Consider the following 22,451-nt stretch of genomic DNA (forward strand, 5'->3'; position numbering starts at 1 on the left):
CGATCGACGCTGCCCCCGCCCGCAAGATCAGCGCGTGGCGAGCAGTTCGGCGATCTGAACAGTGTTGAGCGCCGCGCCCTTTCGCAGGTTGTCACCCGAGACGAACAGGGCCAGACCACGACCATCGGGCACGCCCGGGTCCTGGCGGATGCGGCCCACCAGCGAGTCGTCGGCGCCGGCGGCAGCCAGCGGCGTCGGCACGTCGACGAGCGACACCCCGGCCGCGACGGCCAGCAGCTCGCGGGCCCGCTGCACCGAAATCGGCTCCGCGAATTCGGCATTGATCGACAGCGAGTGCCCGGTGAACACCGGAACCCGCACGCAGGTACCGCTCACGGCCAGCTCCGGGATGCCGAGGATCTTGCGGCTCTCGTTGCGCAGCTTCTGGTCCTCATCGGTCTCGCCCGAGTCGTCGTCGACGAGCGAACCGGCCAGCGGGATGACGTTGAAGGCAATGGGCGCAACGTATTTCACGGGCGCCGGGAACTCCAGCGCCGATCCGTCGTGCACCAGCTGCTCGGCGCCGCCGATGACTGCGCGGGCCTGCGAGGCCAGCTCGTCGACCCCGGCGAGTCCGGAACCGGACACCGCCTGGTAGCTCGACACGATGAGCCGGGTCAGGCCGGCCTCGTCGTGCAGCGGCTTGAGCACCGGCATGGCGGCCATGGTGGTGCAGTTCGGATTGGCGATGATGCCCTTGGCAAGTTGCTTGCCGCGGACGTCGCGGTCGAAGTTGACCTCTGAAACCACCAGCGGCACATCAGGATCCTTGCGCCACGCCGACGAGTTGTCGACGACGATGGCGCCGGCCGCGGCGAAGCGCGGCGCCTGCACGCGCGACATGGTCGCGCCGGCGGAGAACAGCGCGATGTCCAGACCCGAAGGGTCGGCGGTCTCGCTGTTCTCGACCTCGATCTCCTGGCCGCGGAACGTCAGCTTCTTGCCCTCGGACCGCGCCGAGGCGAAGAACCGCACGGAACTCGCCGGGAAGTCGCGCTCCTCGAGGAGCTTGCGCATGACCTGGCCGACCTGACCGGTCGCACCCACCACACCGATGTTCACCATGACTAGCGCCCCGTCCCGCCGTATACGACTGCGGCCTCTTCGCTCGCGAAACCGAAGGCCTCGTGCAGCGCCGAGACGGCCGTGTCCAGCTCGGTGTCCTTGACCAGCACCGAGATCCGAATCTCGGAGGTCGAGATCAGGTCGATGTTGACGCCGACCTCGGCCAGCGTCTCGCAGAACTTGGCGGTGACGCCGGGGTGGCTGCGCATACCGGCGCCCACCAGCGACACCTTGCCGATGTGATCGTCGTACAGCACCTGCGAGAAACCGATCTCGTCCTTGAGGGACGTCAGCTTCTCGACGGCGCCCGGGCCGTTCTCGCGCGAACAGGTGAAGGTGATGTCGGTCTTGCCGTCCTCCACCTTCGAGATGTTCTGCAGCACCATGTCGATGTTCACGTCGGCGTCGGCGACCGCGCGGAACACCTTGGCGGCGTAGCCCGGAACGTCGGGAACGCCGACGACGGTGACCTTCGCCTCGCTGCGGTCGTGCGCGACTCCGGTGAGGATGGCGTCTTCCATGGGGATGTCCTCGATCGATCCTTTGACGATGGTGCCGGTCTTGTTGGAGTACGAGGACCGGACGTGAATCGGAACGTTGTAGCGGCGGGCGTATTCCACGCAGCGCAGCATCAACACTTTGGCTCCGCAGGCCGCCATCTCCAGCATCTCCTCGAAGGAGACGGTGTCCAGGTGACGGGCGTTGGGCACGATGCGCGGATCGGCGGTGAAGATGCCGTCCACGTCGGTGTAAATCTCACAGACGTCGGCGTTCAGCGCGGCGGCCAGCGCCACGGCGGTGGTGTCCGAGCCGCCACGACCCAGCGTGGTGACGTCCTTGCTGTCCTGGCTGACGCCCTGGAAGCCGGCGACCAGCACGATCAGGCCCTCGTCGAGGGCGTCGCGCAGGCGGCCCGGGGTGACGTCGATGATCTTGGCGTTGCCGTGCGTGCCGGTGGTGATCACGCCGGCCTGCGAGCCGGTGAACGACCGGGCCTGCGCGCCGAGGGACTCGATGGCCATGGCGACCAGCGCGTTCGAGATGCGCTCACCTGCGGTGAGCAGCATGTCCATCTCGCGGGCGGGCGGCGCCGGGGACACCTGGCGAGCGAGATCGAGCAGATCATCGGTGGTGTCGCCCATGGCCGAGACCACGACGACGACGTCATTGCCGGCCTTCTTGGTTTCGACGATTCGCTCGGCGACTCGGCGGATCCGCTCGGCGTCAGACACCGAGGATCCGCCGTACTTCTGGACGACGAGCGCCACTGTTCGCGTTCCTTCTCTGAATTGGCAGCAAGCATTCGCATCAATGCTGCCCACAAGGATAAGGGAGGGACGAAGCCGTTTTTGTTGCCCGGTCGCCTGCCCGACCTGCAACGCGCGAGACCTTCGTCACTCTCGCCCGGGTCAGAAGATGTCGGTGAGCTTCCGCTGCGCCGGGCAGGCGTCGGTCAGCGCCTTCATCTGTTCGGTGATCTGCACGTTGATCGCCGACAACTGGTAGGCCTCTGTCGGTGCGGGGGCGCCGGGCGCCCGGCCCTGGGCGGCGATCCGGTAGGCGTCCAGCGCTGACGTGAACTGCGAGGCCAGGGCCGCCAGCTGCACGGCGTTGGCGGCGACCTTGTCACCGGTCACCTTCTGCGCGCGTTCTGCCATGCCGTCGGCCCACGCCCGGTAGGCCGTCTCCTCGGCGATGGTCGGGACGCCGCCCGCGTTCTTGTCGATCTTCGACTCGATCTGCGCGGCCTGCGCCTTGTTGTAGTCGAGCATGTCGCGCACCGGCTTGCACTCCGGTGTCGGCCCGCGGAACTCGGTCTGCCACACCACGAGGCCGATGACGACGGCGAGCGCGACCGCGATGCCGATCTTCCAGCTGCGGTCCAGGCTCAACAACCATCTCGTCAACACGGTCGAACTGTATCGGCACAGTGAGGGCGCTGCCCATTACACCTGGCCAGCAGGTTGTCTCGGGTCAACGTGACCGGGTTTTGGGGAACTACTGGACGGGAGTAAACTGACCGGTGATGTATAGCGCGCGGGTGCTCCTCCTCGGACGCCGCGACGGGGTCTGATCCGACCGGCCTCCCGTCGCGGGGGTTTGAGATGCGCCGGTCCTGACCTTCTAGGTCCCATCCAGACAGACCGGAGCAAAAAACCGTGACCACCTACTCTCCCGATTCTTCTGCCGACTCGTTCTCGTCGGTACGCGCCATCACCACCCCGTCCGGCCCGCGCCGCGAGGGCCAGCCGTCCTGGAACACCCAGCGCAACTCCGCGATGCCGGTCAACCGGTACCGCAGCTTCGGCGCCGAGGTCGAGAACATCTCTCTGCCCGACCGCACGTGGCCCGACAAGGTCGCCACCGTCGCGCCCGGCTGGTGTGCGGTCGACCTGCGCGACGGCAACCAGGCCCTGATCGATCCGATGAGCCCCGAGCGCAAGCGCCGGATGTTCGACCTGCTGGTCCGCATGGGCTACAAGGAGATCGAGGTCGGCTTCCCGTCGGCCAGCCAGACCGACTTCGACTTCGTCCGCGAGATCATCGAGCAGGGCGCGATCCCCGACGACGTCACCATCCAGGTGCTGACGCAGTGCCGGCCCGAGCTGATCGAGCGCACCTTCGAGGCCTGCAACGGCGCACCGCGCGTCATCGTGCACTTCTACAACTCGACGTCCATCCTGCAGCGCCGCGTCGTGTTCCGCGCGGACCGCGAGGCCGTCAAGAAGATCGCCACCGACGGCGCGAAGCTGTGCGTCGAGGAGGCCAAGAAGTACCCGGGCACGCTGTGGCGGTTCGAGTACTCGCCCGAGTCCTACACCGGCACCGAGCTGGAGTACGCCGTCGAGGTGTGCAACGCGGTCGCCGAGATCGTGCAGCCGACGCCGGACTGGCCGCTGATCGTCAACCTGCCGGCGACCGTCGAGATGGCGACGCCCAACGTCTACGCCGACTCGATCGAGTGGATGAACCGGCACCTGGCGCCGCGTGACTCGATCATCCTGAGCCTGCACCCGCACAACGACCGCGGCGAGGGCGTCGCGGCCGCCGAGCTGGGTTATCTGGCCGGCGCCGACCGCATCGAGGGCTGCCTGTTCGGCAACGGTGAGCGCACCGGCAACGTCTGTCTGGTGACACTGGGCCTGAACCTGTTCAGCCGCGGCGTCGACCCGCAGATCGATTTCTCCAACATCGACGAGATCCGCCGCACGGTCGAGTACTGCAACCAGCTGCCCGTCGCCGAGCGCCACCCCTACGGCGGCGACCTGGTCTACACGGCGTTCTCCGGCAGCCACCAGGACGCCATCAACAAGGGCCTGGACCAGATGAAGGTGGATGCCGACGAGGCCGATCAGGACGTCGACGACATCCTGTGGCAGGTGCCCTACCTGCCCATCGACCCGAAGGATGTCGGCCGCACGTACGAGGCCGTCATTCGCGTGAACTCGCAGTCCGGCAAGGGCGGCGTCGCCTACATCATGAAGGCCGACCACGGGCTGGTCCTGCCGCGCCGGCTGCAGATGGAGTTCAGCCAGGCCATCCAGAAGATCACCGACGGTGAGGGCGGCGAGGTCTCCCCCAAGGAGATGTGGGACGTCTTCAACGAGGAGTACCTGGCGCCCATCACCCCGCTGGAGCGCATGCGGCAGCGGGTCGACGCGGCCGAAGAGGATGGCGGCACCGACACCATCACCGCCATCGTGAAGATCGACGGTGAAGAGCGCGAGATCGTCGGCGCCGGTAACGGTCCGCTGGCCGCGTTCACCGACGCGCTGGGCGCCGTCGGCTTCCACGTCAACGTGCTGGACTACTCCGAGCACGCCATGTCGGCCGGCGAGGAAGCACAGGCCGCGGCCTACGTCGAGGCCTCGATCGGCGGCAAGACGGTCTGGGGCGTCGGCATCGCGCCGTCGATCACCACGGCGTCGCTGCGGGCCGTCGTCTCGGCGGTGAACCGGGCCGCGCGCGGCTAACCGAAGTCACCAGCCCGGCGCGCCCGGGTCCTCCGACACCCGGAGGACCCGGGCGCACCAGCCGACGGCCTGCTCGGCAAAGTCTTGTGCGGTAACGGCTTTCGACTCGTTGAGCAACCGTTCGTTGATCAGGGTGGCCACCCCGCCGACGCAGAACAGGGCCGCGTCGAAGCTCTCCTGATCGGCGTCGCGGTCGGGCTGCAGCAGCGCCAGGATGGCGGCGGCCACCCGGTGCTGCGCGATGCGGATGTGCTCGGAGACCGATTCGATGTGCCGGGCGTCGGTCAGGAAGATCTGGACGGCCAGCGGGTCGCTCTCGGCATGCTCGATGAACCCGGCCAGGCCCATCGTCAGCCGGGTCTTGACCGTCGCCGACTCGGGCGCGCTGCCGCCGGCCAGCATTGCGGCGAAGGGCCCCTCCAACACGTCGTCGATGACGGCGCCGATCAGCGCACCGAGGCCGGCAAACTGCTCGTAGAAGTAGCGATCGGTGAGTTTGGCGCGGGCCGAGACCGCGCGGACGCTCAGTGCCGACAGTCCGCCTTCGCGCCACAGCGCCTCGGCCGCATCCAGCAGCAGGCGCCGCCGATCGGCCCGTCGCTCCTCCGCTGACCTGCCGGAGTACCGGCGCTGCGGCGCGGCACCTGAACCGGCGCCCGATCCGTCGTCAGCCATCTGGCGCAACCCCTCCCTCCGACTGCCACATGATGTCAAAATCCGAAGAAGGAAGACGGACTCCCGTTTCAAACGCGGTCTTCTGGCAATATTACCGACGAGTAAGGTTCAGGGTTCATCTACATAGTGGGGTGGAACATGGCAGCACAGCTCGCCGAGCAGGTCACCGTGGTGGCCGCGGCCGGAACCGAAGGCGGGGGCGCCGCCCTCGACCAGGTTCTCGGGATGTCCATCGCAACCGGCATCATCACCGCCGGCCTGTTGTGGATCGGCTATCTGCACCGGCAACGCCGCATCACCTGGTTGCAGAACCTGGCCGACAAGGCCGGCCGCAAGATGAACCGGCCCAGCTGGGTCGCCCTGCCGTCGCTGCTGTTCATCTCGACGATCATCTGCGCGATGTTCGGCTTCATCTGGGACGTCAGCCTGCACATCGGCAAGGGCCGCGACGCCGGCCCGCTGGCCAACCCGGCGCACTACTTCATCCTGGTCGGTCTGTTCCTGCTGTTCATCGCGGGCTCGCTGTCGATCATCCTGCCGTATGACAAGCCCGGTCCGGCCGCCATCAAGATCACCAAGACCTGGTACGCGCCCGTCGGCGGCGTGCTGATGGCCGGTTGCGGGCTGTACGCGCTCATCGGCTTTCCACTCGACGACATCTGGCACCGGATCTTCGGTCAGGACGTCACGCTCTGGGGCCCAACACATTTGATGCTCATCGGCGGCGCCGGTCTGTCGCTTGTCGCCACGCTGCTCCTGGAGCGCGAAGGCGATATCGCGATGGGCGCCGACGCCCCGCCCGCCCGCAGCAAGGTGCTGCCGTACCTGGCCTTCGGTGGTCTGGTGATCGGCCTGTCGGTGTTCCCGGTCGAATACGACTTCGGCGTCGAACAGTTCCGGCTGGTGCTCCACCCCATGCTGATCGCCGCCGCGGCGGCGATGTCGCTGGTGGCCACCCGACTCACGCTGGGCCGCTTCTCCACCTTCGGGGCCATCGCCTTCGCGTTGTTCATCCGCGGACTCGTCGCACTGGCCGTCGGGCCCATCCTGGGTTCGTCCTACAGCTGGTGTGCGCTGTACCTGGGCTCCGCGATCGTCGTCGAGCTGATCGGCCTGACCCCGCTCGTCAACCGCCCCATCCTGTTCGGCGCGGTGGCCGGGCTGGGCGTGGGCACCGTCGGCATGTGGCTGGAATCGTTCTGGGTCGACGCGCTGTTCCGCACCCCGTGGCCCAGCAGCATGTGGGGCGAGGCGCTGACGATGTCGACGCCCGTTGCCATCGGCATGGGAATGTGCGGCGCCCTGCTGGCCATCGTCCTGGCGGGCCAGCGCCTGCCCGCGCGTCCGATCGGCATCGGCATCGTGGTCGCCACGGTCCTGGTGATCGGCGCAGCCGTGGCCAACGGGCTGAACGTCACGGTGCCGGAGCACGCCCGCGCGCAGATCACCCTCACCGAGGCACCGAGCCCGGCCGGGCAGCGGTTGGTCAACGCCGACATCCAGGTCACACCGACCAATCTGATCAGTGACGACCCGGAATGGGTCACCCTGATGGCGTGGCAGGGCAAGCTCGAACATGAGCGCGGCCTGGTGGTCGACCACCTGCAGCAGGTTGGCCCCGGGCACTACCGGTCGACCCGGCCGATCCCGGTGTGGGGCACGTGGAAGACGGTGCTGCGCGTGCAGGATGGCCGCACCATGGCGGCCGTCCCGGTCTACCTGCCTGCCGATCCTGGCATCGGCGCGGAGGAGACGCCGGCGATCTCGACAACCCGTGACTTCATGGAGGAGACCAAGGTTCTGCAGCGCGAACGCAACCTCGACGTGCCGTCGTGGCTGTACCCGGCCGCCTCGCTGATCGTGCTGGTGTGCTCGCTGATCCTGATCGCGTTGCTGAGTTGGGGTGCGGGACGGATCAATTCGCGCGAGCAGTTCAGCACCACGGAGACCAGGGAACCCGTCGGACAGCCGTGACCTATCTGGCCGATCACTCGCTATTGTTGGCGCTGCCGGCGTTCGCCCCGGCGTTCGTCGTCGCCGGGGTCGTGGCCTGGGTGGCCATGAAGGACCGGCGGGCAGCTGACAGCTCCACCTCCGACGGCGATGAAACCGATTCGGAGACACCAGGTTCAACCGATGAGGATGGTTCGACGTGACCTTTGTGAAGACCTTCGCCGTGGCCGGCGTCGTTGCGCTGGCGCTCGCCGGCTGCAGCAAGACCGAGTCGACGCCCAGCAGTTCGTCGAGCGCCTCCGCAACGGGCACAACGCAACTGAGCAACCCCCAGGCCCCGCCGTCGCGCGTGTACATCGACGTGACCATCGCGGGCGGCACCGCGACGCCGATCAACCAGCAGGTGCAGGCGAAGCTCGGCCAGCCGATCATCGTCCGCGTCAACAGTGACGCCGCCGACCAGCTGCACGTGCACTCGAGCCCCGAGCACACCTTCGACATCAAGCCGGAGAAGGGTCAGGAGTTCCAGTTCACGGTGGACGTGCCAGGCAAGGTCGACGTCGAGCTGCACCACTTGGACAAGACCGTCGCCACCATCACGGTGCAGTAAGCACTGTGCGTCCCGACGCCGTGACCTCGACCGTCCTGGCACACGGGCTTGGCGGGTCCAGTGATCTTCCGATCCCGCTGACCTACGCGCTGATCGGCGCCGCGTGGGCCTTGACCTTCACCTTCGCGGTGGTGGCACTGGCCTGGCGCAAGCCGCGGTTCGATCCGGAGGCGCCGGGACGGCCATTGCCGCGCTGGGTGACGACGGCCGTCGACGCGCCTGCGACGCGGTGGGCGGTCGCACTGCTGGCGCTGGCGTTCGCCGGGTGGGTCGCGGTGGCGTCCGTCGCCGGGCCGTCCGGGTCCGGCAACCCGTTGCCAGGCGTGTTCTACGTGCTGCTGTGGGTCGGAATCGTCGCGCTGTCAGTGCTTTTCGGCCCGGTGTGGCGGGTGCTGTCGCCGGTGCGGACCATTGCCCGGTTGCTGCGGCTGGGCCGCGATGCGTATCCCGCGCAGCTCGGCTACTGGCCCGCGGCCGCCGGGCTGTTCGCGTTCGTCTGGCTCGAGTTGGCCAGCCCCGACCCGGGTTCTGTTGGCGCTGTGCGGATCTGGCTGCTGATCTACCTGTGCGTGACGCTGGCCGGGGCCGCGGCGTGCGGCACCCGCTGGTGCTCGCACGCCGACCCGTTCGAGGTGTACAGCGTGGTTGCCTCGCGGTGTGCCCCGGTGCGGCGCAACGCCGATGGCCAGATCGCCGTCGGCAATCCGTTCAATCACCTGCCCACATTGCCGATCCGGCCTGGCACGGTGACGGTGCTCGCGGTGTTGCTGGGCTCGACGGCCTTCGACAGCTTCTCGGCGACGCCGACGTGGCGGGGATTCGTCGAAGCGCATGCGCACGGCGGGTGGCAGGTCACCGCGATGAAAACCGTTGGACTGGCGGTGTTTGTCACGACATTCGCGGTGTCGTTCAGCCTCGCCGCCCGCGCCACCGGCGGGGTGGACCGCGCACGGCGCCGGCAGCTGCCCGGATTGATGGCGCACTCCCTCATCCCGATCGTCATCGGCTATGTGTTCGCGCACTACCTGACCTATCTCGTCGAAAAGGGGCAGCAGACCGTCTTCCAGCTGTTGGGCCTGCACGACGCACACGTGTACTACCTGCTGTCGATGCACCCTTCGGTGCTGGCCACGACCAAGGTGCTGTTCGTGGTGGCCGGGCACATCGCGGGCGTCGTCGCCGCACACGACTGCGCGCTGCGCGTGCTGCCCAAGCGCCATCAGCTCACCGGTCAGCTGGCGATGATGCTGGTGATGGTCGGCTACACCTTCACGGGGCTGTACCTGCTGTTCGGCGGTTAGCTCGTCACGCCACCCCTTGACATCGCCGGGCTCGGCCTCAAAACTGAGGACATCTGTCCTCAGATGGAGGTTGTATGACAACCACAGTGCCCGCAGAACCGACACTCAAGCAGCTCCACGGCCGCGCGTTCGCGTCCCTGTACGACGAGATGGACTACCAGGTCGCCCGCATCGACGGCACGTTGCCGCCCGAGCTGACCGGCACGCTGTTCCGCATCGGCCCCGGCAAGTTCGAGGTCGGCGACACCGTGCTCAAGACGATGTTCGACGCCGACGGCATGGTGTCCCGGTTCGTCCTCGACGGTCAGGGCGTCCGTTTCACCAACCGGTATGTCCGCACGAAGCAGTACCGCGGCGGTGACGTGATGAGCCAGCGCGGCATCACCACCAACGCCCCGACGCTGCGCGGCAATCTGCTCCCGCCGGCCAATACCGGCAACACCAACATGGCCACCATCTGCGGCGACCTGCTGGCCATGTGGGAGGGCGGCCCGCCATACAAGATCGACCCGGACTCACTGGACACGTTGGGCTACAAGCACTTTGACGGCGATCGCCTCGGCTATCTCGGTTCCTTCTCCGCCCATCCCAAGTGGGATCCGCACACCGGCGACGTCTACAACTTCGGTCTCGATCTGCTGCCCACGCCACGGCTGCGGTGCTTCAGGGCGGACCGGGCCGGCCGGAGCCACCAGATCAGCTCGCTCAAGTTGTGGGACATGGTGTGGAACCACGACTTCGCGCTCACCGAGAACCACATGGTGTTCGTCCTGGATCCCTTGCGGCCCAACATCCCGACGCTGTTGCGCACCCGATCACTGGCGAAAGCCCTGGAATACCAGACCCGCAACGGGTCGACGCGGTTCGCCCTGGTGCCGCGCGACGGGTCCAAGCCGCGCATCATCGAGCACGAGGCGCTCACGCACATCCACGTCACCAACGCCTTCGAAGACGGTTCGGACACCGTGGTGGAGTTCTTCCGGTTCGAGGACTCGGACATCTTCGGCAAGCTCGGTAAGGCGTGGCAGGACCCGTCGGACCCCACCGACCCCCGCGCGCATCTGACCATCGACGAGTGGCCCCGCGGGCACCTGTCGCGGTTCCGCATCAGCAAGTCCGGCCGGATCACCGAGACGGTGCTATCGGCAACGGCCCCAATGGAATTCCCGCAGTACGACTGGCGCCGATCGACACTGGAGCACAACGTCACCTACGCAGCCAAGGCCACCGAGGACGTGGGCCACTACAACGCGGTGACGCGCATCGACCACCGCACCGGGGATCAGACCACGTTCGATTTCGGCCTGGCCCAGACGGGTGAGCCGTTGTTCGTACCCCGCTCCCGCACCGCAGCCGAGGACGACGGCTGGCTGCTGGTGCTCAATCACGATCTGCGGAGCCACCGCTCACAGCTGGTGATCTTCGACGCCCGCACCATCGAGGACGGGCCGCTGGCCACCGCGCATCTCGAACACCATCTGCCGATCGGGTTCCACGGAACGTTCAGCCGCCGCATCGCCGGCTGAACGCTTACTTCGCGCGCCGGGCACCCGCGTGCCACGCCGCACCCGGTCGGCCGGTCGCTGCGATGTCGAATCAGTTTGTCGGACTGTCGCTTTCGCCGCCATCGCCCTCGGTGGGGTAGAGCTGGGGGTGCCAGTATTGGTTGGTGCGAGGTTGTCCGGTGTCCAGTAGGGGTGGTGGGGTCCAGTGGGGGCGGCCGTTTTTCATGGTGGTGGTCCAGCCGGTGGTGTCTTCGAGTCGGTTGTCGCCGCCACAGGCCAGGGCCATGGTAGTGACGTCGGTCTGACCGTCGCGTGTCCAGCCGGGGATGTGATGGGCCTGGCAGCCCGCGGCCGGGACAGTGCAGTCGGGGCGGGTGCAGCCCAAGTCCCGGGTGAACAGGGCCAGGCGTTGTCCGGTGGTGGCGGTGCGCCGCGCCCGCCCCAGATACAACGGCACATCACCATGGTTGTCGAACACCGTGAGATAGCAACTTGCCCCGGTGCGGGCAGCCAGGTTGAGCAGGTCCTTGACCGGCAGTGTGCTGCCGGTGTGCGTCACGGCGACCCCGGCCCGGTCCTCGAGCTGCTCGAGGGTGCAGGTCGCCACGATGGTGACCGGGAACCCGTTGCGTTCCCCCAAATCCCCGGAGAGCAGCAGCAGGCCGATGGTTTCCCAGGCGTCATGCTGACGCTGCGCCAGGGTGCGCCGGTCATTGTCGATCTGCTCCTGAGTCGGCGTTCCGGAGGTGCAGGGCACCGGGTCGGCGGGGTTGCACATGCCGGGCGCGGCGTATTTGACCATCAACGCTTCGTAGGTGGCCCGCGCTGTCGGGGTAAGGCGGCCGCGCAGCTCGCTGCTGCCGTCGGGGCGCTGCTTGGACAACACCAGCGCCCGGTCGCGAGCACAGTCCGGTTCCCGGTCATCGGGTGGCGGCCCGTCCTGATCCAACTCGTAGAGCTTGCGCCGGACCACCGACCGCAGCGCCTCGGGGGTGAGATTGCGGGCGGCGGCGACCAGCGCCTGCTCGCACTCGTCGAGGGTGGTCAGGTCGGCCCAGGTGGGCAGTTTGGTGAAGAACGATTCGATGACATCAACATGATCACCGTTGATCGCCCCCTCGGCGACCGCGGCGGCGACATGCGGCCGCAGCGGCGGCAACGGTTCCCCGGTCAACGACCACCGCGGCCCCAACAACTCGGCGTGCCGCACCCGGCGGCGGGATTCCTCCAGGCTGAGCCGGTCCCGGGTGCGCATCGCGTCTGCCCAGTTTTTCGCCCCGATGTCTTTCGCCGTGGTCTGGGCCGCCAGCGCGGCCTGGATGTGGTGATCGACCGCCGCCGCGGCACACGTCCACCGTTCCCGCTCCGATTGCAGCGCCAGGAGTTCGGGCACCGAGAGGGTGCTGTAGTCCAGGGATGCGGCCCGGCCCAGCACCGAGCCGAGGTCGCGGCAGACGGCCTCGGCAGTGTCCAGGTCGGTAACGGTCATATTCGAACACTAGTACGAACCACCGACAAAAATCGTCGACCGCGTGACGCTAATTACCTACCGTGATCAAAGAACCAAAGTGACCAAAGTTGTTGGGCGGAAGCGACCTCAGAACAACATGAACTGATCGCCGGCCGGCGTGCGGTCGACGAACTCTTCGACGTCCGAACCGCCGACGACGTGGCCCAGCAGCGCCATGAATTCAGCGTCGGAGACCAGCGGGACGCCGAGCTCCCTGGCCTGGTAGCCCTTGCCCTGAGCGGGCGCCGGGTCGTTGCAGATGACCAGCGAGGTATGGGCGTCGACGCTGTCGGAGTAGGACAGTCCGACGTGCACGATGCGCTCGATGACTTCTTCGTGCGTGCGCTGCATCTCGCCCGACAGCGCCACCCGCATGCCCTGCACCAACGGCTGGCCGGCGACGAACCGGCCGGGGTTGGCGTACGCACACGGCAGTCGGGACGCCAGGACTTTCAGCGGCCGGAGTTCGTCGTGCGTGATGGCGCCGCTCGGCCAGCGCTTGCGGCCCACGTTGCGGATGGGCAGCCAGCGCCGGTGCTCGCGCGCCGCGGCCAGTGCCGGTTTGAGGATCTGGGCCAGCACCATGGCGTCGTCGAGGGCATCGTGCGGACGGATCTGCGTCGCACCGTAGTGCGTCGCGAGGGTCTCCAGCCGCAGGTTCTCGGTGCCCAGGTTGAGCCGGCGGGTCAGTTCGACGGTGCACATGACGCTGTCGACGGGCAGGACCGCGCCGACGCGCTCGCACTCGGCGGCCAGGAATGCGTAGTCGAAACCGGCGTTGTGGGCGACCAGCGTGCGACCGGACAGCACGGCGGCCAGGTCGCCGACGACCTCACCGAAGGTCGGCTGGCCCGCCAGCATCTCGGAGGTCAAACCGTGCACGTGCGTGGGGCCGGGATCGACTCCGGGATTCAGCAGGCTGCTGAACGAGTGCTCCACATTGCCGTCGTCTCCGAGGGCCAGCGCCGCGACGCTGATGACCCGGGCGTGCCCGGGGTCGAATCCCGATGTCTCGACGTCGACGACAGCCCAACCCGCCCCGGCCTCAGTGGCCGGTCGGCCCCAGCCGCGGTTGGTTTCGTCCACGTGGCAAGGATGGCACGGACCCCCGACAGATTTGGCGGGCAGCGCAGCGTGTCGCCGATCGGAGCCGGATCAGACCCGCACACGCAGACCGTCTGCGACCGTGGCCAGGTATGCCGCGAGCAGTCGGTCGATTTCTTCCGGACCGGACCGCAGCGCTCCCGGACGCCACGACAGGGCCAGCAGACCATTGAAGGTCGCCCAGAACATCGTCGCGAGGTCGTCGGGGTCGAGAGCGGGATTCACCAACCCCGCCTCGATACCGGTGCGCAGCACGGCCGCGAGTTTCGCGTTCTGGGTACGGATCAGCTCGGCGATGCGGTCGACCGCGTCCGGGACGTCCGGCGGTTCGACGAGGATCTGGAATTCGTGCGGACGTTCGCGGGCAAAGCGGGCATACGCGTCGGCCGCCAGCATTATTCGCTCTTCCACCGTGCCGTCGGCCGCGTACGCCGCGTCCATGTAGGCCCGGTTCTCCTCCATCGCCTGCTCGGCGACTGCGGTGAGCAATGCAGCCCGCCCGCCGACGCGGTTGTAGACGGTCTGCAGTGCGACGTCGGCCCGCTCGGCGACGGCCTCGAGATTCAGCCCGTGCACACCTTCGGTCGCGATGATCTCGCGGGCAGCGTCGACGACGGCGCGACGGTTGGCCTCGGCCCGTCGCTGCGTTCTGGTCATCCCGGGATCGGCCACGCCCAGAGTGTAACCGGTACCACTTTTATAGGTACTTACAAATTTGGAGACACTTACATATTCTCGCTTCATGACCCGCACCGATGTGACTTTCCCGTCGGGCGACGCCACCTGCGCCGCCTGGCTGTACACGCCCACAACCCCCGCCACCGGAAAGCGGCCGATCATCGTGATGGCCCACGGTCTCGGCGGCGTCAAGGAAATGCGCCTCGACGCCTTTGCCGAGCGCTTCACCGCCGCCGGCTACGCCTGCCTCGTCTTCGACTACCGGCACTTCGGCGCCAGCACGGGCGAACCGCGCCAGCTGCTCGATATCGACAGGCAACTCGAAGACTGGCGCAGCGCCATCGCGTACGCCCGCACCCTCGAGGGCGTCGATCCCGACCGCGTCGTGGTCTGGGGAACCTCGTTCGGCGGCGGGCACGTGATCGTCACGGCCGCGCAGGACAAGCGGCTTGCCGCGGCAATCGCGCAGTGCCCGTTCACCGACGGCTTCGCGTCGTCGTTCGCCATCCCGCCGTCGACGTCGGCCAAGGTCACCGCCCTCGCGGTGCGCGACCAGATCGGCGCCCTCCTCGGCCGCGATCCCGTCATGGTTCCGACGTACGGACCGCCCGGGTCGACGGCGCTGATGACCTCACCCGATTCGGTCGCGGGGATCCAGAACCTCTTGCCACCGGACGCCGAAATCGAACGCGACGTCGCAGCGCGCTTCGCCCTGCAGATCGTGCGCCACTTCCCCGGCCGCCGGGCCCGCAACGTCACCTGCCCGATCTTCTTCGCCATCTGCGAGCAGGACGCCGTCGCCCCGCCGGGGCCGACCCGGAAGTACGCCGCGCAGGCACCCCGGGGCGAGATCAAGCTCTACGACACCGGCCATTTCGACATCTACGTCGGCGAGGAGTTCGAACGCAACGTCACCGACCAGCTCGACTTCCTGTCGCGCCACGTTCCGGCGGCCACATCGTGACCGGCGGCAACAAATCTGGATTGTGGGAGATGAACCCCTCGGCGAGGTGCTCGACGCTATCGTCACGGGCATGACCACGATCGACCCCGACGCCCCCGTCCTCGTCACCGGCGCCAGCGGGTATATCGGCAGCTGGATCGTCCGCTACCTCCTCGAAGCCGGGCATACCGTGCACGGCACGGTGCGCAACCCGCAGAAGCCGACGGGCCTCGAGCACCTGCACAAGCTGTCGGCCGACCATCCCGGCAAGCTCACGCTCTTCAAGGCGGATCTGCTCGACATCGGCAGCTTCGACGAGGCGATGGCCGGCTGCGAGCTCGTCATGCACACCGCGTCACCGTTCCTGCTGCAGGGCGTCACCGACGCGCAGGAGTCGCTCGTGCGCCCCGCGCTGGAAGGCACCCGCAACGTGCTGGATTCGGTCAACCGCACCGAGAGCGTCAAGCGCGTGGTGCTGACCAGCAGCGTGGTGGCCATCTACGGCGACGCCCGGGAATCGCGCGACGTCCCCGGCGGCGTGTTCACCGAAGACCAGTGGAACACCACCAGCAGCGTCGACCACCAGCCCTATTCGTATTCGAAGACAGTGGCCGAGCAGGAGGCCTGGCGCTATCAGAAGGCGCAGAACCGCTGGGACCTGGTCACCATCCACCCGGGCCTGGTGCTCGGCCCGTCCCTGACGAGCGCCAGCGACTCGGCCAGCCTGGCCACCATGAAGCAGTTCGCCGACGGCACCATGCTGACCGGTGCCCCGGAGCTGACCTCGGGCATCGTCGATGTGCGTGACGTCGCCGACGCCCACGTGCGCGCCGGCTACACGCCCGACGCACACGACCGCTACCTGGTCAACGCCGCCTCGCTGAGCCTGCTGGAGATCGGCCAGATCCTGCGCGCCAAGTTCGGCGTGCTGTACCCGTTCCCATGGCTCAACGTCCCCAAGGTCGCCGTGAAGGCCGTCGCGCCGGTCATCGGGCTGACGCGCGAGTTCGTCGACACCAACGTCGGATACCCGCTGGTCTTCGACGCGAGCCGCAGCCAGAGCGAGCTCGGTTTGGTGTATCGCCCCATCGAGCAGACCGTCACCGATCACTTCCAGCAGATGCTCGACGACGGCATCGTGCGCAAGCGGCCGAGCATCCGGCTGCCGTAAGTGGGCACCCTCACACGTGTCGTCACATTTGCGGCGGCCCTCCTAGACTTCCGGGGATGATCACCGCACGAGGACGCGTCGCGCTCGGCGCGGGCGCAGCCGCCCGCTGGGCGTCGCGCGTGACGGGCCGCGGTGCCGGCGCCATGATCGGCGGGCTCGTCGCCATGAAGCTGGACCCCTCGATCCTGGGTCAGCTGGGCTCCGGACGGCGTTCGGTCGTCGTCACCGGAACCAACGGCAAGTCCACGACGACGCGGATGACGGCTGCGGCGCTCGCGACTCTCGGGCCGGTGGCGTCCAACATCGAGGGCGCCAACATGGACGCCGGGCTGATCGCCGCGTTGGCTGGGTCCCGTAAGGCGACACTGGCCGCCCTCGAAGTCGACGAGATGCACGTACCGCACGTTTCCGACGCGGTCGACCCGTCGGTGATCGTGTTGCTCAACCTGTCCCGTGACCAGCTGGACCGCGTCGGCGAGATCAACCACATCGAGCGCACCCTGCGGGCCGGACTGGCGCGCCACCCCAAGGCCGTCGTGGTGGCCAACTGCGACGACGTCCTGGTGACCTCGGCGGCGTACGACAGCCCCGACGTGGTCTGGGTCGCCGCCGGCGGCGGCTGGTCCAACGACTCGGTCAGCTGTCCGCGCAGCGGTGAGGTCATCGTCCGCGAGAACGGGCACTGGCATTCGACCGGCACCGACTTCTCACGCCCTCAGCCCCAGTGGTGGTACGACGAGACGAACATCTATGGGCCGGAAGGCTTTACCGCGCCCATGACGCTGGGCCTGCCCGGCACGGTGAACCGCGGCAACGCGACACAGGCCGTGGCCGCCGCGGTCGCGCTGGGCGCGTCGCCTGCCGCCGCGGTGGCCGCGGTGTCGACGGTCGACGAGGTCGCCGGCCGGTACCGGACCCTGCAGGTCGGTGAGCACAGCGTGCGCATGCTGCTGGCCAAGAATCCCGCCGGGTGGCAGGAGGCGCTGTCGATGGTCTCCAGTGATGTTGCGGGAGCGGTCATTTCGGTGAACGGCCAGGTTCCCGACGGCGAAGACCTGTCCTGGCTGTGGGACGTGAACTTCGAGCATTTCGTGGACTTCCCGGCACCCATCGTGTCGGCCGGCGAGCGCGGCACCGATCTCGCGGTGCGGCTCGGCTATGCGGGCGTCGAGCACACGCTGGTGCACGACACGCTGGCCGCCATCAAGTCCTGTCCGCCCGGGCACGTCGAGGTGATCGCGAACTACACCGCGTTCCTGCAGTTGAGTCGGGAGCTGGCATGACGGTTCAGATCGGCCTTGTCCTGCCCGACGTCATGGGCACCTACGGCGACGGCGGTAATGCCGTCGTCCTGCGACAGCGTTTGCGGCTCAGGGGAATTGACGCCGAGATCGTCGAGATCACCCTTGACGACCCGGTGCCGGATTCGATGGACCTCTACACACTCGGCGGCGCCGAGGACTACGCGCAGCGGCTCGCGACGCGCCACCTGCTGCAGCACCCCGGTCTGCAGCGCGCTGCCGAACGTGGCGCCCCGGTGCTGGCCATCTGCGCCGCCATCCAGGTACTCGGGCACTGGTACGAAACGTCGTCGGGCGAGCGCGTCGACGGCGTCGGCCTGCTCGACGTCACGACGTCGCCGCAGCCCGAGCGCACCATCGGTGAGGTGACGTCGACACCCGTGATCGAGGGCCTCACCCAGAAGCTCACGGGCTTCGAAAACCACCGTGGTGGAACCGATCTCGGCCCGCTGGCCAAGCCATTGGCGCGTGTCGAGAAGGGGGCCGGCAACCGTGCGGGCTCCGGATACGACGGTGTCGTGCAAGGCAGCGTGGTCGCGACCTACCTGCACGGACCGTGCCTGGCCCGGAACCCGGAGCTGGCAGACCATCTGCTGTCACAGGTCGTCGGTGACCTGCCGCCGCTGGAACTGCCCGAGGTCGACCTGCTCCGCACCGAGCGCCTCGCCGCACCGCGCCGGGCCTAGGACAGCAACCCCGTCCCCTGCGCGATGAACGCCAGGCCGACCAGCGTCACGATCGCCACCACGATCTGCTGCCGGTAGCCGCCGACCCAGTCGTGCACTTTCCGCAGTGCCGCTTGGGTTTTCACCGGGCAGACGACGTTGCAGAGCAGCACCACTTCCACGACGGCGAGGCTCACCACGATGAAAACCAGTGCGACGCCGATCTGCGTGCCGATCGCGGCGCCCGACGCCAGGATCGTCGTCAGAGCGAACAGCACCAGCGACGGGTTGGGGCCGGCCCAGAAGCCGATCACCGCCGCGACCCACAGCGCCCCGCTCTCCCAGGCTCGTTGCGCCCGTCCCAGCAATCCGCCCCGTGGCGGCGCGTCGGGATCGCGCTGCAACAGTTTCGAGATGGGTGAGGCGTCCGTGTCCGGTGCGCGCCGGCGCGTCACCATCCGCATTGCCGTCACCGCCGCGATGACCAGCAGCAGCACGCCGACGAACACCTGGGCATGCCGCATGGTCGCGCTCGCCGTGGTGCGGGGATTGGCCAGATCGTGCACCCACGCCAGATCGGTGAAATGCAGCGCCAGCAGCGGGAGCAACAGCAGCATGACGCTCGCGGTCACACATCCGACCCAGTACACCAGCAGATTCTGCGCCGGACGAGGCCGGGAGATCAGCAACAGGTTGACCCCGAGACGCACCGGATCGAACGCGATCGGCAGCGCCAGCACCGCCACAGAACCCCACATTGCCGCCAACTTACCGGTCGTGGCGCAAAGCTAGCTGGGCCGCAGCACCGGAATCAGCGCGTCGATCACCGAACTGTCCTCGATGGTCGACGGGACGACGTAGTCGACGCCTTCGGCGATCTGCCGCATGGTCTTTCGCAGAATCTTCCCCGAGCGTGTCTTGGGCAGCGCGCCCACGACCGTGACGTCGCGGAAGGTGGCGACGGCGCCGATCTGGTCCCGCACCATCGCCGCGAGTTCCTGTTGCAGCACCGCGCCGTCGACGTCCGCGCCCGCCTTCAGCACGACATAGCCGCTGGGGCGCTGCCCCTTGAGGTCGTCGTGGATGCCGATGACGGCGCACTCCGCGACGGCCGGATGGCCGGCGATCACGGCTTCGATGCTTCCGGTCGAAAGCCGGTGTCCCGCAACGTTGATCACGTCGTCGGTGCGGCCCAGCACGGTCAGGTAGCCGTCGTCGTCGACGTAGCCGAAGTCACCCGTCAGGTAGTAGCCGGGGAACGCGGATAGGTACGACTGCACGAAGCCCTTGTCGTTCTGCCACAGCCCGGCGAGCGTGCCGGGCGGCAGCGGCAGCTTGATGACGATGTTGCCTTCGACGCCGGGCGCGACCGGGTTGCCCGAGGCATCGACGATGCTGACACGGTAGCCGGGCACGGGCACGGTCGGGGATCCGGCTTTGATGGGCATGGGTTCGAGCCCGCGCAGGTTCGCGCAGATGGCCCAGCCGGTTTCGGTCTGCCACCAGTGGTCGACGACGGGGCAGTGCAACTTCTCCGATGCCCATTCGTAGGTGTCGGGGTCCAGCCGTTCGCCGGCGACGAACAGCGTGCGCAGCGTCGAAATGTCATGTCCGGCAAGCATCGACGCGTCGGGATCGGCTTTGCGGATGGCGCGCAGTGCGGTCGGCGCGGTGAACAGCGCCTGCACCCCGTGCTGTTCGATGACGCGCCAGAACGCGCCGGCGTCGGGGGTGCCGACGGGCTTACCTTCATAGAGCACCGTGGTGGCGCCGGCGATCAGCGGCCCGTACACGATGTACGAGCTGCCGACGACCCACCCGATGTCCGAGGCGGTCCACATCACCTCGCCGGCACTGATGTCATAGACGTTCTTCATCGACCAGGCCAGCGCGACGGCGTGCCCACCGTTGTCACGCACGACGCCCTTGGGCCGGCCGGTCGTGCCGGAGGTGTAGAGGATGTAGAGCGGGTCGGTGGCGGCCACCGGCACCGGAGCGACGGGCTCGGCGCCGGCCACCAGCTCGTCCCAGTCGAGGTAGCCCGGGTAGTCGGTGGCCTCGCCTGCGATCTCGCCGCGGTTCTTGACGATCACCGTGGCCGGCGCGGCAGCGGTCAGCGTCAGCGCCTTGGCGACGACGGGTAGGTATTCGACGGTGCGTCCGGGTTCCAGACCTCCGGATGCGGTCAGCAGGGCCACCGGATGTGCGTCGTCGATGCGCGCGGCGAGTTCGTTGGCGGCGAACCCGCCGAAGACCACCGAATGCACGGCGCCGATGCGGGCGCACGCGAGCATCGCGACGACGGCTTCGGGGATCATCGGCATGTAGATCACGACGCGGTCGCCCTTGGTGACGCCTTGTGCGGCAAGCACTCCGGCGAAGCGCGCCACGCGGTCGAGCAGGTCGACATACGTGAAGGACTGCTGCACGCCGACCATCGCCGAGTCGTAGATCAGCGCGGTGCGGTCGCCGTTGCCGGCCTCGACGTGCCGGTCGAGGGCGTTGTAGCAGGTGTTGAGCTGCCCGTCGGGGAACCAGCGGTAGTGCGGCGCCGCCGAGTCGTCGAGCGCGCGGGTCGGCGCGACGGTCCAGTCGATGGCCTGCGCGGCCGTCAGCCAGAAGTCGTCGGGCCGCTCGGCGGCAGCCTCGAACGCCTCACGATAAGCACTCACGCGAGCTCCTTGACGACGGCAGAGAACACCGTCATGAACCAGTCGAGGTCCGACATCGAGAACACCAGAGGGGGTCGCACTTTGAGGATGTTGCCATGTCCGCCGCACACAGAGATCAGAACGCGGTTATCCCGCATCATGTCGACGATGCGCTGCGCTGTGCCCCTGTCGTGTTCCTTGGTGTCGGGGTCGGTGACGATCTCGATTCCGGTGTACAGGCCCGTGCCGCGGATGTCGCCGAGCAGCGGGTACTCCTTGGCGAGGACGCGGAGTTCGGCCCGCCACTGATCGCCCACGGCGACGGCATGTTCGGCGAGCCCGTCGCCGACGATGACGTCGAGGACGGCCTGCGCCGCGGCCATCGACACCGGGTTGCCGCCAAAGGTGTTGAAGTACGGGGTTTCCCGCGCGAAGACGTCGAGAATATCCGGGCGGGCGGCCATCGCGGCGACGGGAATGCCGTTGCCCATGGGCTTGCCCATCGTCACCAGGTCGGGCACCACGCCGTGCCGCTGGAATCCCCACATGGCCTCACCGGTCCGCGAGAACCCCGGCTGCACCTCGTCGGCGATGAACACGCCACCGGCGCGGTGGACGACCTCGACGGCCGGCCCCAGCACCGAGGGGTCCACATAGATGCCGTCGGAGGAGAAGATCGAATCCAGCAGCAGCGCACTGAACTTGTGGCCGTGCCGCTCGAGATCGGCGATCGCGGCGCTGATCTGGTCGGCGAACCAGGTGCCGAGAACGGCCGGATCGATGCGGTAGGAGTCCGGGGCCGGCACCGTACGGACATTGGTGCCCAGTGGCACTCCGACGCCCAGCGACGGCGACATCGCCGAGATCAGCGCGCTGTTGCCGTGGTAGGCCTCCTCGGTGACGATGACGCCGGTGCCGCCGCTGTACTGCTCGGCGACCCGGACGGCCAGGTCGTTGGCCTCGGATCCCGTGCAGGTGTACATGATCGAGGAGATCTCCGACGGGAACGTCGCCAGCAGTTGCTCGGAGTAGTCGAGGATGCCGCCGTGCAGATAGCGGGTGTGGGTGTTGAGCTCCGACATCTGCCGGGTGACGGCCTCGATGACCCGTGGGTTGCAGTGCCCCACACTGGCGACGTTGTTGTAGGCGTCGAGGTACTTGTTGCCATCGGCGTCGTAGAGGTGCGCTCCGGAACCTTTGACCAGGTGGACGGGCCGGTTGTAGAAGAGCCGGTACGACGGACCCAGCGTCGATCGCCGCTTCTCGACCATGGCATCGGTGGTGGGGTCGAGTTCTTCCCCGCCGGTGTAGCTGTTGGAGTCCATGATTGTTGAGAAAGCCATGT

Annotated in this window: 20 protein-coding genes; 10 read left to right on the forward strand and 10 right to left on the reverse strand. The window is 67.8% G+C overall.

Going from position 1 to position 22,451, the window contains the following annotated elements; translation table 11 throughout:
• Window positions 1-27 precede the first annotated feature (27 nt).
• From ACJEIK_RS26805 to ACJEIK_RS26815, 3 genes are all read right to left on the reverse strand, one after another.
• Window positions 28-1,065, reverse strand: a complete 1,038-nt coding sequence (locus tag ACJEIK_RS26805; RefSeq protein WP_409430605.1) for an aspartate-semialdehyde dehydrogenase — start codon at window positions 1,063-1,065, stop codon at window positions 28-30.
• 2 nt (window positions 1,066-1,067) lie between these two features.
• The gene (locus ACJEIK_RS26810) at window positions 1,068-2,333 is read right to left on the reverse strand and encodes an aspartate kinase (protein ID WP_061001435.1); all 1,266 of its coding nucleotides are present in this window, start codon (window positions 2,331-2,333) and stop codon (window positions 1,068-1,070) included.
• A gap of 141 nt (window positions 2,334-2,474) precedes the next feature.
• The gene (locus ACJEIK_RS26815) at window positions 2,475-2,975 is read right to left on the reverse strand and encodes a hypothetical protein (protein ID WP_409430606.1); all 501 of its coding nucleotides are present in this window, start codon (window positions 2,973-2,975) and stop codon (window positions 2,475-2,477) included.
• Between the two features lie 249 nt (window positions 2,976-3,224).
• Here ACJEIK_RS26815 and leuA point away from each other — a divergent pair, with 249 nt between their 5' ends.
• The gene (leuA, locus tag ACJEIK_RS26820) at window positions 3,225-5,039 is read left to right on the forward strand and encodes a 2-isopropylmalate synthase (RefSeq protein ID WP_409430607.1); all 1,815 of its coding nucleotides are present in this window, start codon (window positions 3,225-3,227) and stop codon (window positions 5,037-5,039) included.
• Window positions 5,040-5,045: 6 nt separating this feature from the next.
• Here leuA and ACJEIK_RS26825 read toward each other — a convergent pair whose 3' ends face one another.
• Entirely contained in the window at window positions 5,046-5,714 is a 669-nt protein-coding gene (locus ACJEIK_RS26825) for a TetR/AcrR family transcriptional regulator (protein ID WP_135355493.1), read from the reverse strand.
• A gap of 138 nt (window positions 5,715-5,852) precedes the next feature.
• Here ACJEIK_RS26825 and ACJEIK_RS26830 point away from each other — a divergent pair, with 138 nt between their 5' ends.
• The 5 genes from ACJEIK_RS26830 to ACJEIK_RS26850 all read left to right on the forward strand — a co-directional run bounded on the left by ACJEIK_RS26830 (window position 5,853) and on the right by ACJEIK_RS26850 (window position 11,104).
• Window positions 5,853-7,688 (forward strand): hypothetical protein, encoded by a 1,836-nt coding sequence (locus tag ACJEIK_RS26830; protein ID WP_409430608.1) that lies wholly within the window; start codon window positions 5,853-5,855, stop codon window positions 7,686-7,688.
• Window positions 7,685-7,870 carry a hypothetical protein gene (locus ACJEIK_RS26835; RefSeq protein WP_061001431.1) on the forward strand — a complete coding sequence of 62 codons (186 nt, stop codon included), beginning with the start codon at window positions 7,685-7,687 and terminating at the stop codon, window positions 7,868-7,870. The genes ACJEIK_RS26830 and ACJEIK_RS26835 overlap by 4 nt, the downstream gene beginning before the upstream one ends.
• Window positions 7,867-8,277: a hypothetical protein gene (locus tag ACJEIK_RS26840; RefSeq protein WP_409430609.1), complete on the forward strand. Its 411-nt coding sequence runs from the start codon at window positions 7,867-7,869 to the stop codon at window positions 8,275-8,277. The genes ACJEIK_RS26835 and ACJEIK_RS26840 overlap by 4 nt, the downstream gene beginning before the upstream one ends.
• 20 nt (window positions 8,278-8,297) lie before the next feature.
• Window positions 8,298-9,578, forward strand: coding sequence for a hypothetical protein (locus ACJEIK_RS26845; protein ID WP_061001443.1), 1,281 nt, complete (start codon window positions 8,298-8,300; stop codon window positions 9,576-9,578).
• Window positions 9,579-9,652: 74 nt separating this feature from the next.
• Window positions 9,653-11,104 (forward strand): carotenoid oxygenase family protein, encoded by a 1,452-nt coding sequence (locus tag ACJEIK_RS26850; protein ID WP_409430610.1) that lies wholly within the window; start codon window positions 9,653-9,655, stop codon window positions 11,102-11,104.
• A gap of 70 nt (window positions 11,105-11,174) precedes the next feature.
• On the opposite strand, the gene ACJEIK_RS26855 is transcribed toward ACJEIK_RS26850, so the two are convergent.
• From ACJEIK_RS26855 to ACJEIK_RS26865, 3 genes are all read right to left on the reverse strand, one after another.
• Window positions 11,175-12,572, reverse strand: a complete 1,398-nt coding sequence (locus ACJEIK_RS26855) for a DUF222 domain-containing protein (protein ID WP_409430611.1) — start codon at window positions 12,570-12,572, stop codon at window positions 11,175-11,177.
• Window positions 12,573-12,680: 108 nt separating this feature from the next.
• Window positions 12,681-13,679, reverse strand: coding sequence for a DEDDh family exonuclease (locus ACJEIK_RS26860; RefSeq protein WP_409430612.1), 999 nt, complete (start codon window positions 13,677-13,679; stop codon window positions 12,681-12,683).
• 69 nt (window positions 13,680-13,748) lie between these two features.
• Window positions 13,749-14,354, reverse strand: a complete 606-nt coding sequence (locus tag ACJEIK_RS26865) for a TetR/AcrR family transcriptional regulator (RefSeq protein ID WP_409431767.1) — start codon at window positions 14,352-14,354, stop codon at window positions 13,749-13,751.
• 85 nt (window positions 14,355-14,439) lie between these two features.
• Between ACJEIK_RS26865 and ACJEIK_RS26870 the strand changes: the two genes are divergently transcribed.
• The 4 genes from ACJEIK_RS26870 to ACJEIK_RS26885 all read left to right on the forward strand — a co-directional run bounded on the left by ACJEIK_RS26870 (window position 14,440) and on the right by ACJEIK_RS26885 (window position 18,476).
• Window positions 14,440-15,339: an alpha/beta hydrolase gene (locus tag ACJEIK_RS26870; RefSeq protein ID WP_409430613.1), complete on the forward strand. Its 900-nt coding sequence runs from the start codon at window positions 14,440-14,442 to the stop codon at window positions 15,337-15,339.
• Window positions 15,340-15,409: 70 nt separating this feature from the next.
• The gene (locus ACJEIK_RS26875; protein ID WP_207546853.1) at window positions 15,410-16,489 is read left to right on the forward strand and encodes an aldehyde reductase; all 1,080 of its coding nucleotides are present in this window, start codon (window positions 15,410-15,412) and stop codon (window positions 16,487-16,489) included.
• A gap of 56 nt (window positions 16,490-16,545) precedes the next feature.
• Entirely contained in the window at window positions 16,546-17,772 is a 1,227-nt protein-coding gene (locus tag ACJEIK_RS26880) for a MurT ligase domain-containing protein (RefSeq protein WP_409430614.1), read from the forward strand.
• Window positions 17,769-18,476, forward strand: coding sequence for a type 1 glutamine amidotransferase (locus ACJEIK_RS26885; RefSeq protein ID WP_409430615.1), 708 nt, complete (start codon window positions 17,769-17,771; stop codon window positions 18,474-18,476). The genes ACJEIK_RS26880 and ACJEIK_RS26885 overlap by 4 nt, the downstream gene beginning before the upstream one ends.
• Here the strand turns inward: ACJEIK_RS26885 and ACJEIK_RS26890 are convergent.
• Genes ACJEIK_RS26890 through ACJEIK_RS26900 form a run of 3 tightly spaced genes read right to left on the reverse strand, consistent with a single transcriptional unit; the run spans window position 18,473 to window position 22,449 of the window.
• Window positions 18,473-19,213: a GAP family protein gene (locus ACJEIK_RS26890; RefSeq protein WP_409430616.1), complete on the reverse strand. Its 741-nt coding sequence runs from the start codon at window positions 19,211-19,213 to the stop codon at window positions 18,473-18,475. The two genes, ACJEIK_RS26885 and ACJEIK_RS26890, sit on opposite strands and share 4 nt — an antisense overlap.
• Window positions 19,214-19,243: 30 nt before the next feature.
• Window positions 19,244-21,127, reverse strand: a complete 1,884-nt coding sequence (locus ACJEIK_RS26895) for a propionyl-CoA synthetase (RefSeq protein ID WP_409430617.1) — start codon at window positions 21,125-21,127, stop codon at window positions 19,244-19,246.
• On the reverse strand, window positions 21,124-22,449 hold the full coding sequence (locus ACJEIK_RS26900; protein ID WP_061000249.1) for an aspartate aminotransferase family protein: 1,326 nt from the start codon (window positions 22,447-22,449) through the stop codon (window positions 21,124-21,126). The genes ACJEIK_RS26895 and ACJEIK_RS26900 overlap by 4 nt, the downstream gene beginning before the upstream one ends.
• Between the last annotated feature and the right edge of the window lie 2 nt (window positions 22,450-22,451).

This window comes from Mycobacterium sp. SMC-16 (assembly GCF_046250085.1).
GTDB classification, from domain to species: Bacteria; Actinomycetota; Actinomycetes; order Mycobacteriales; family Mycobacteriaceae; genus Mycobacterium; species Mycobacterium phocaicum.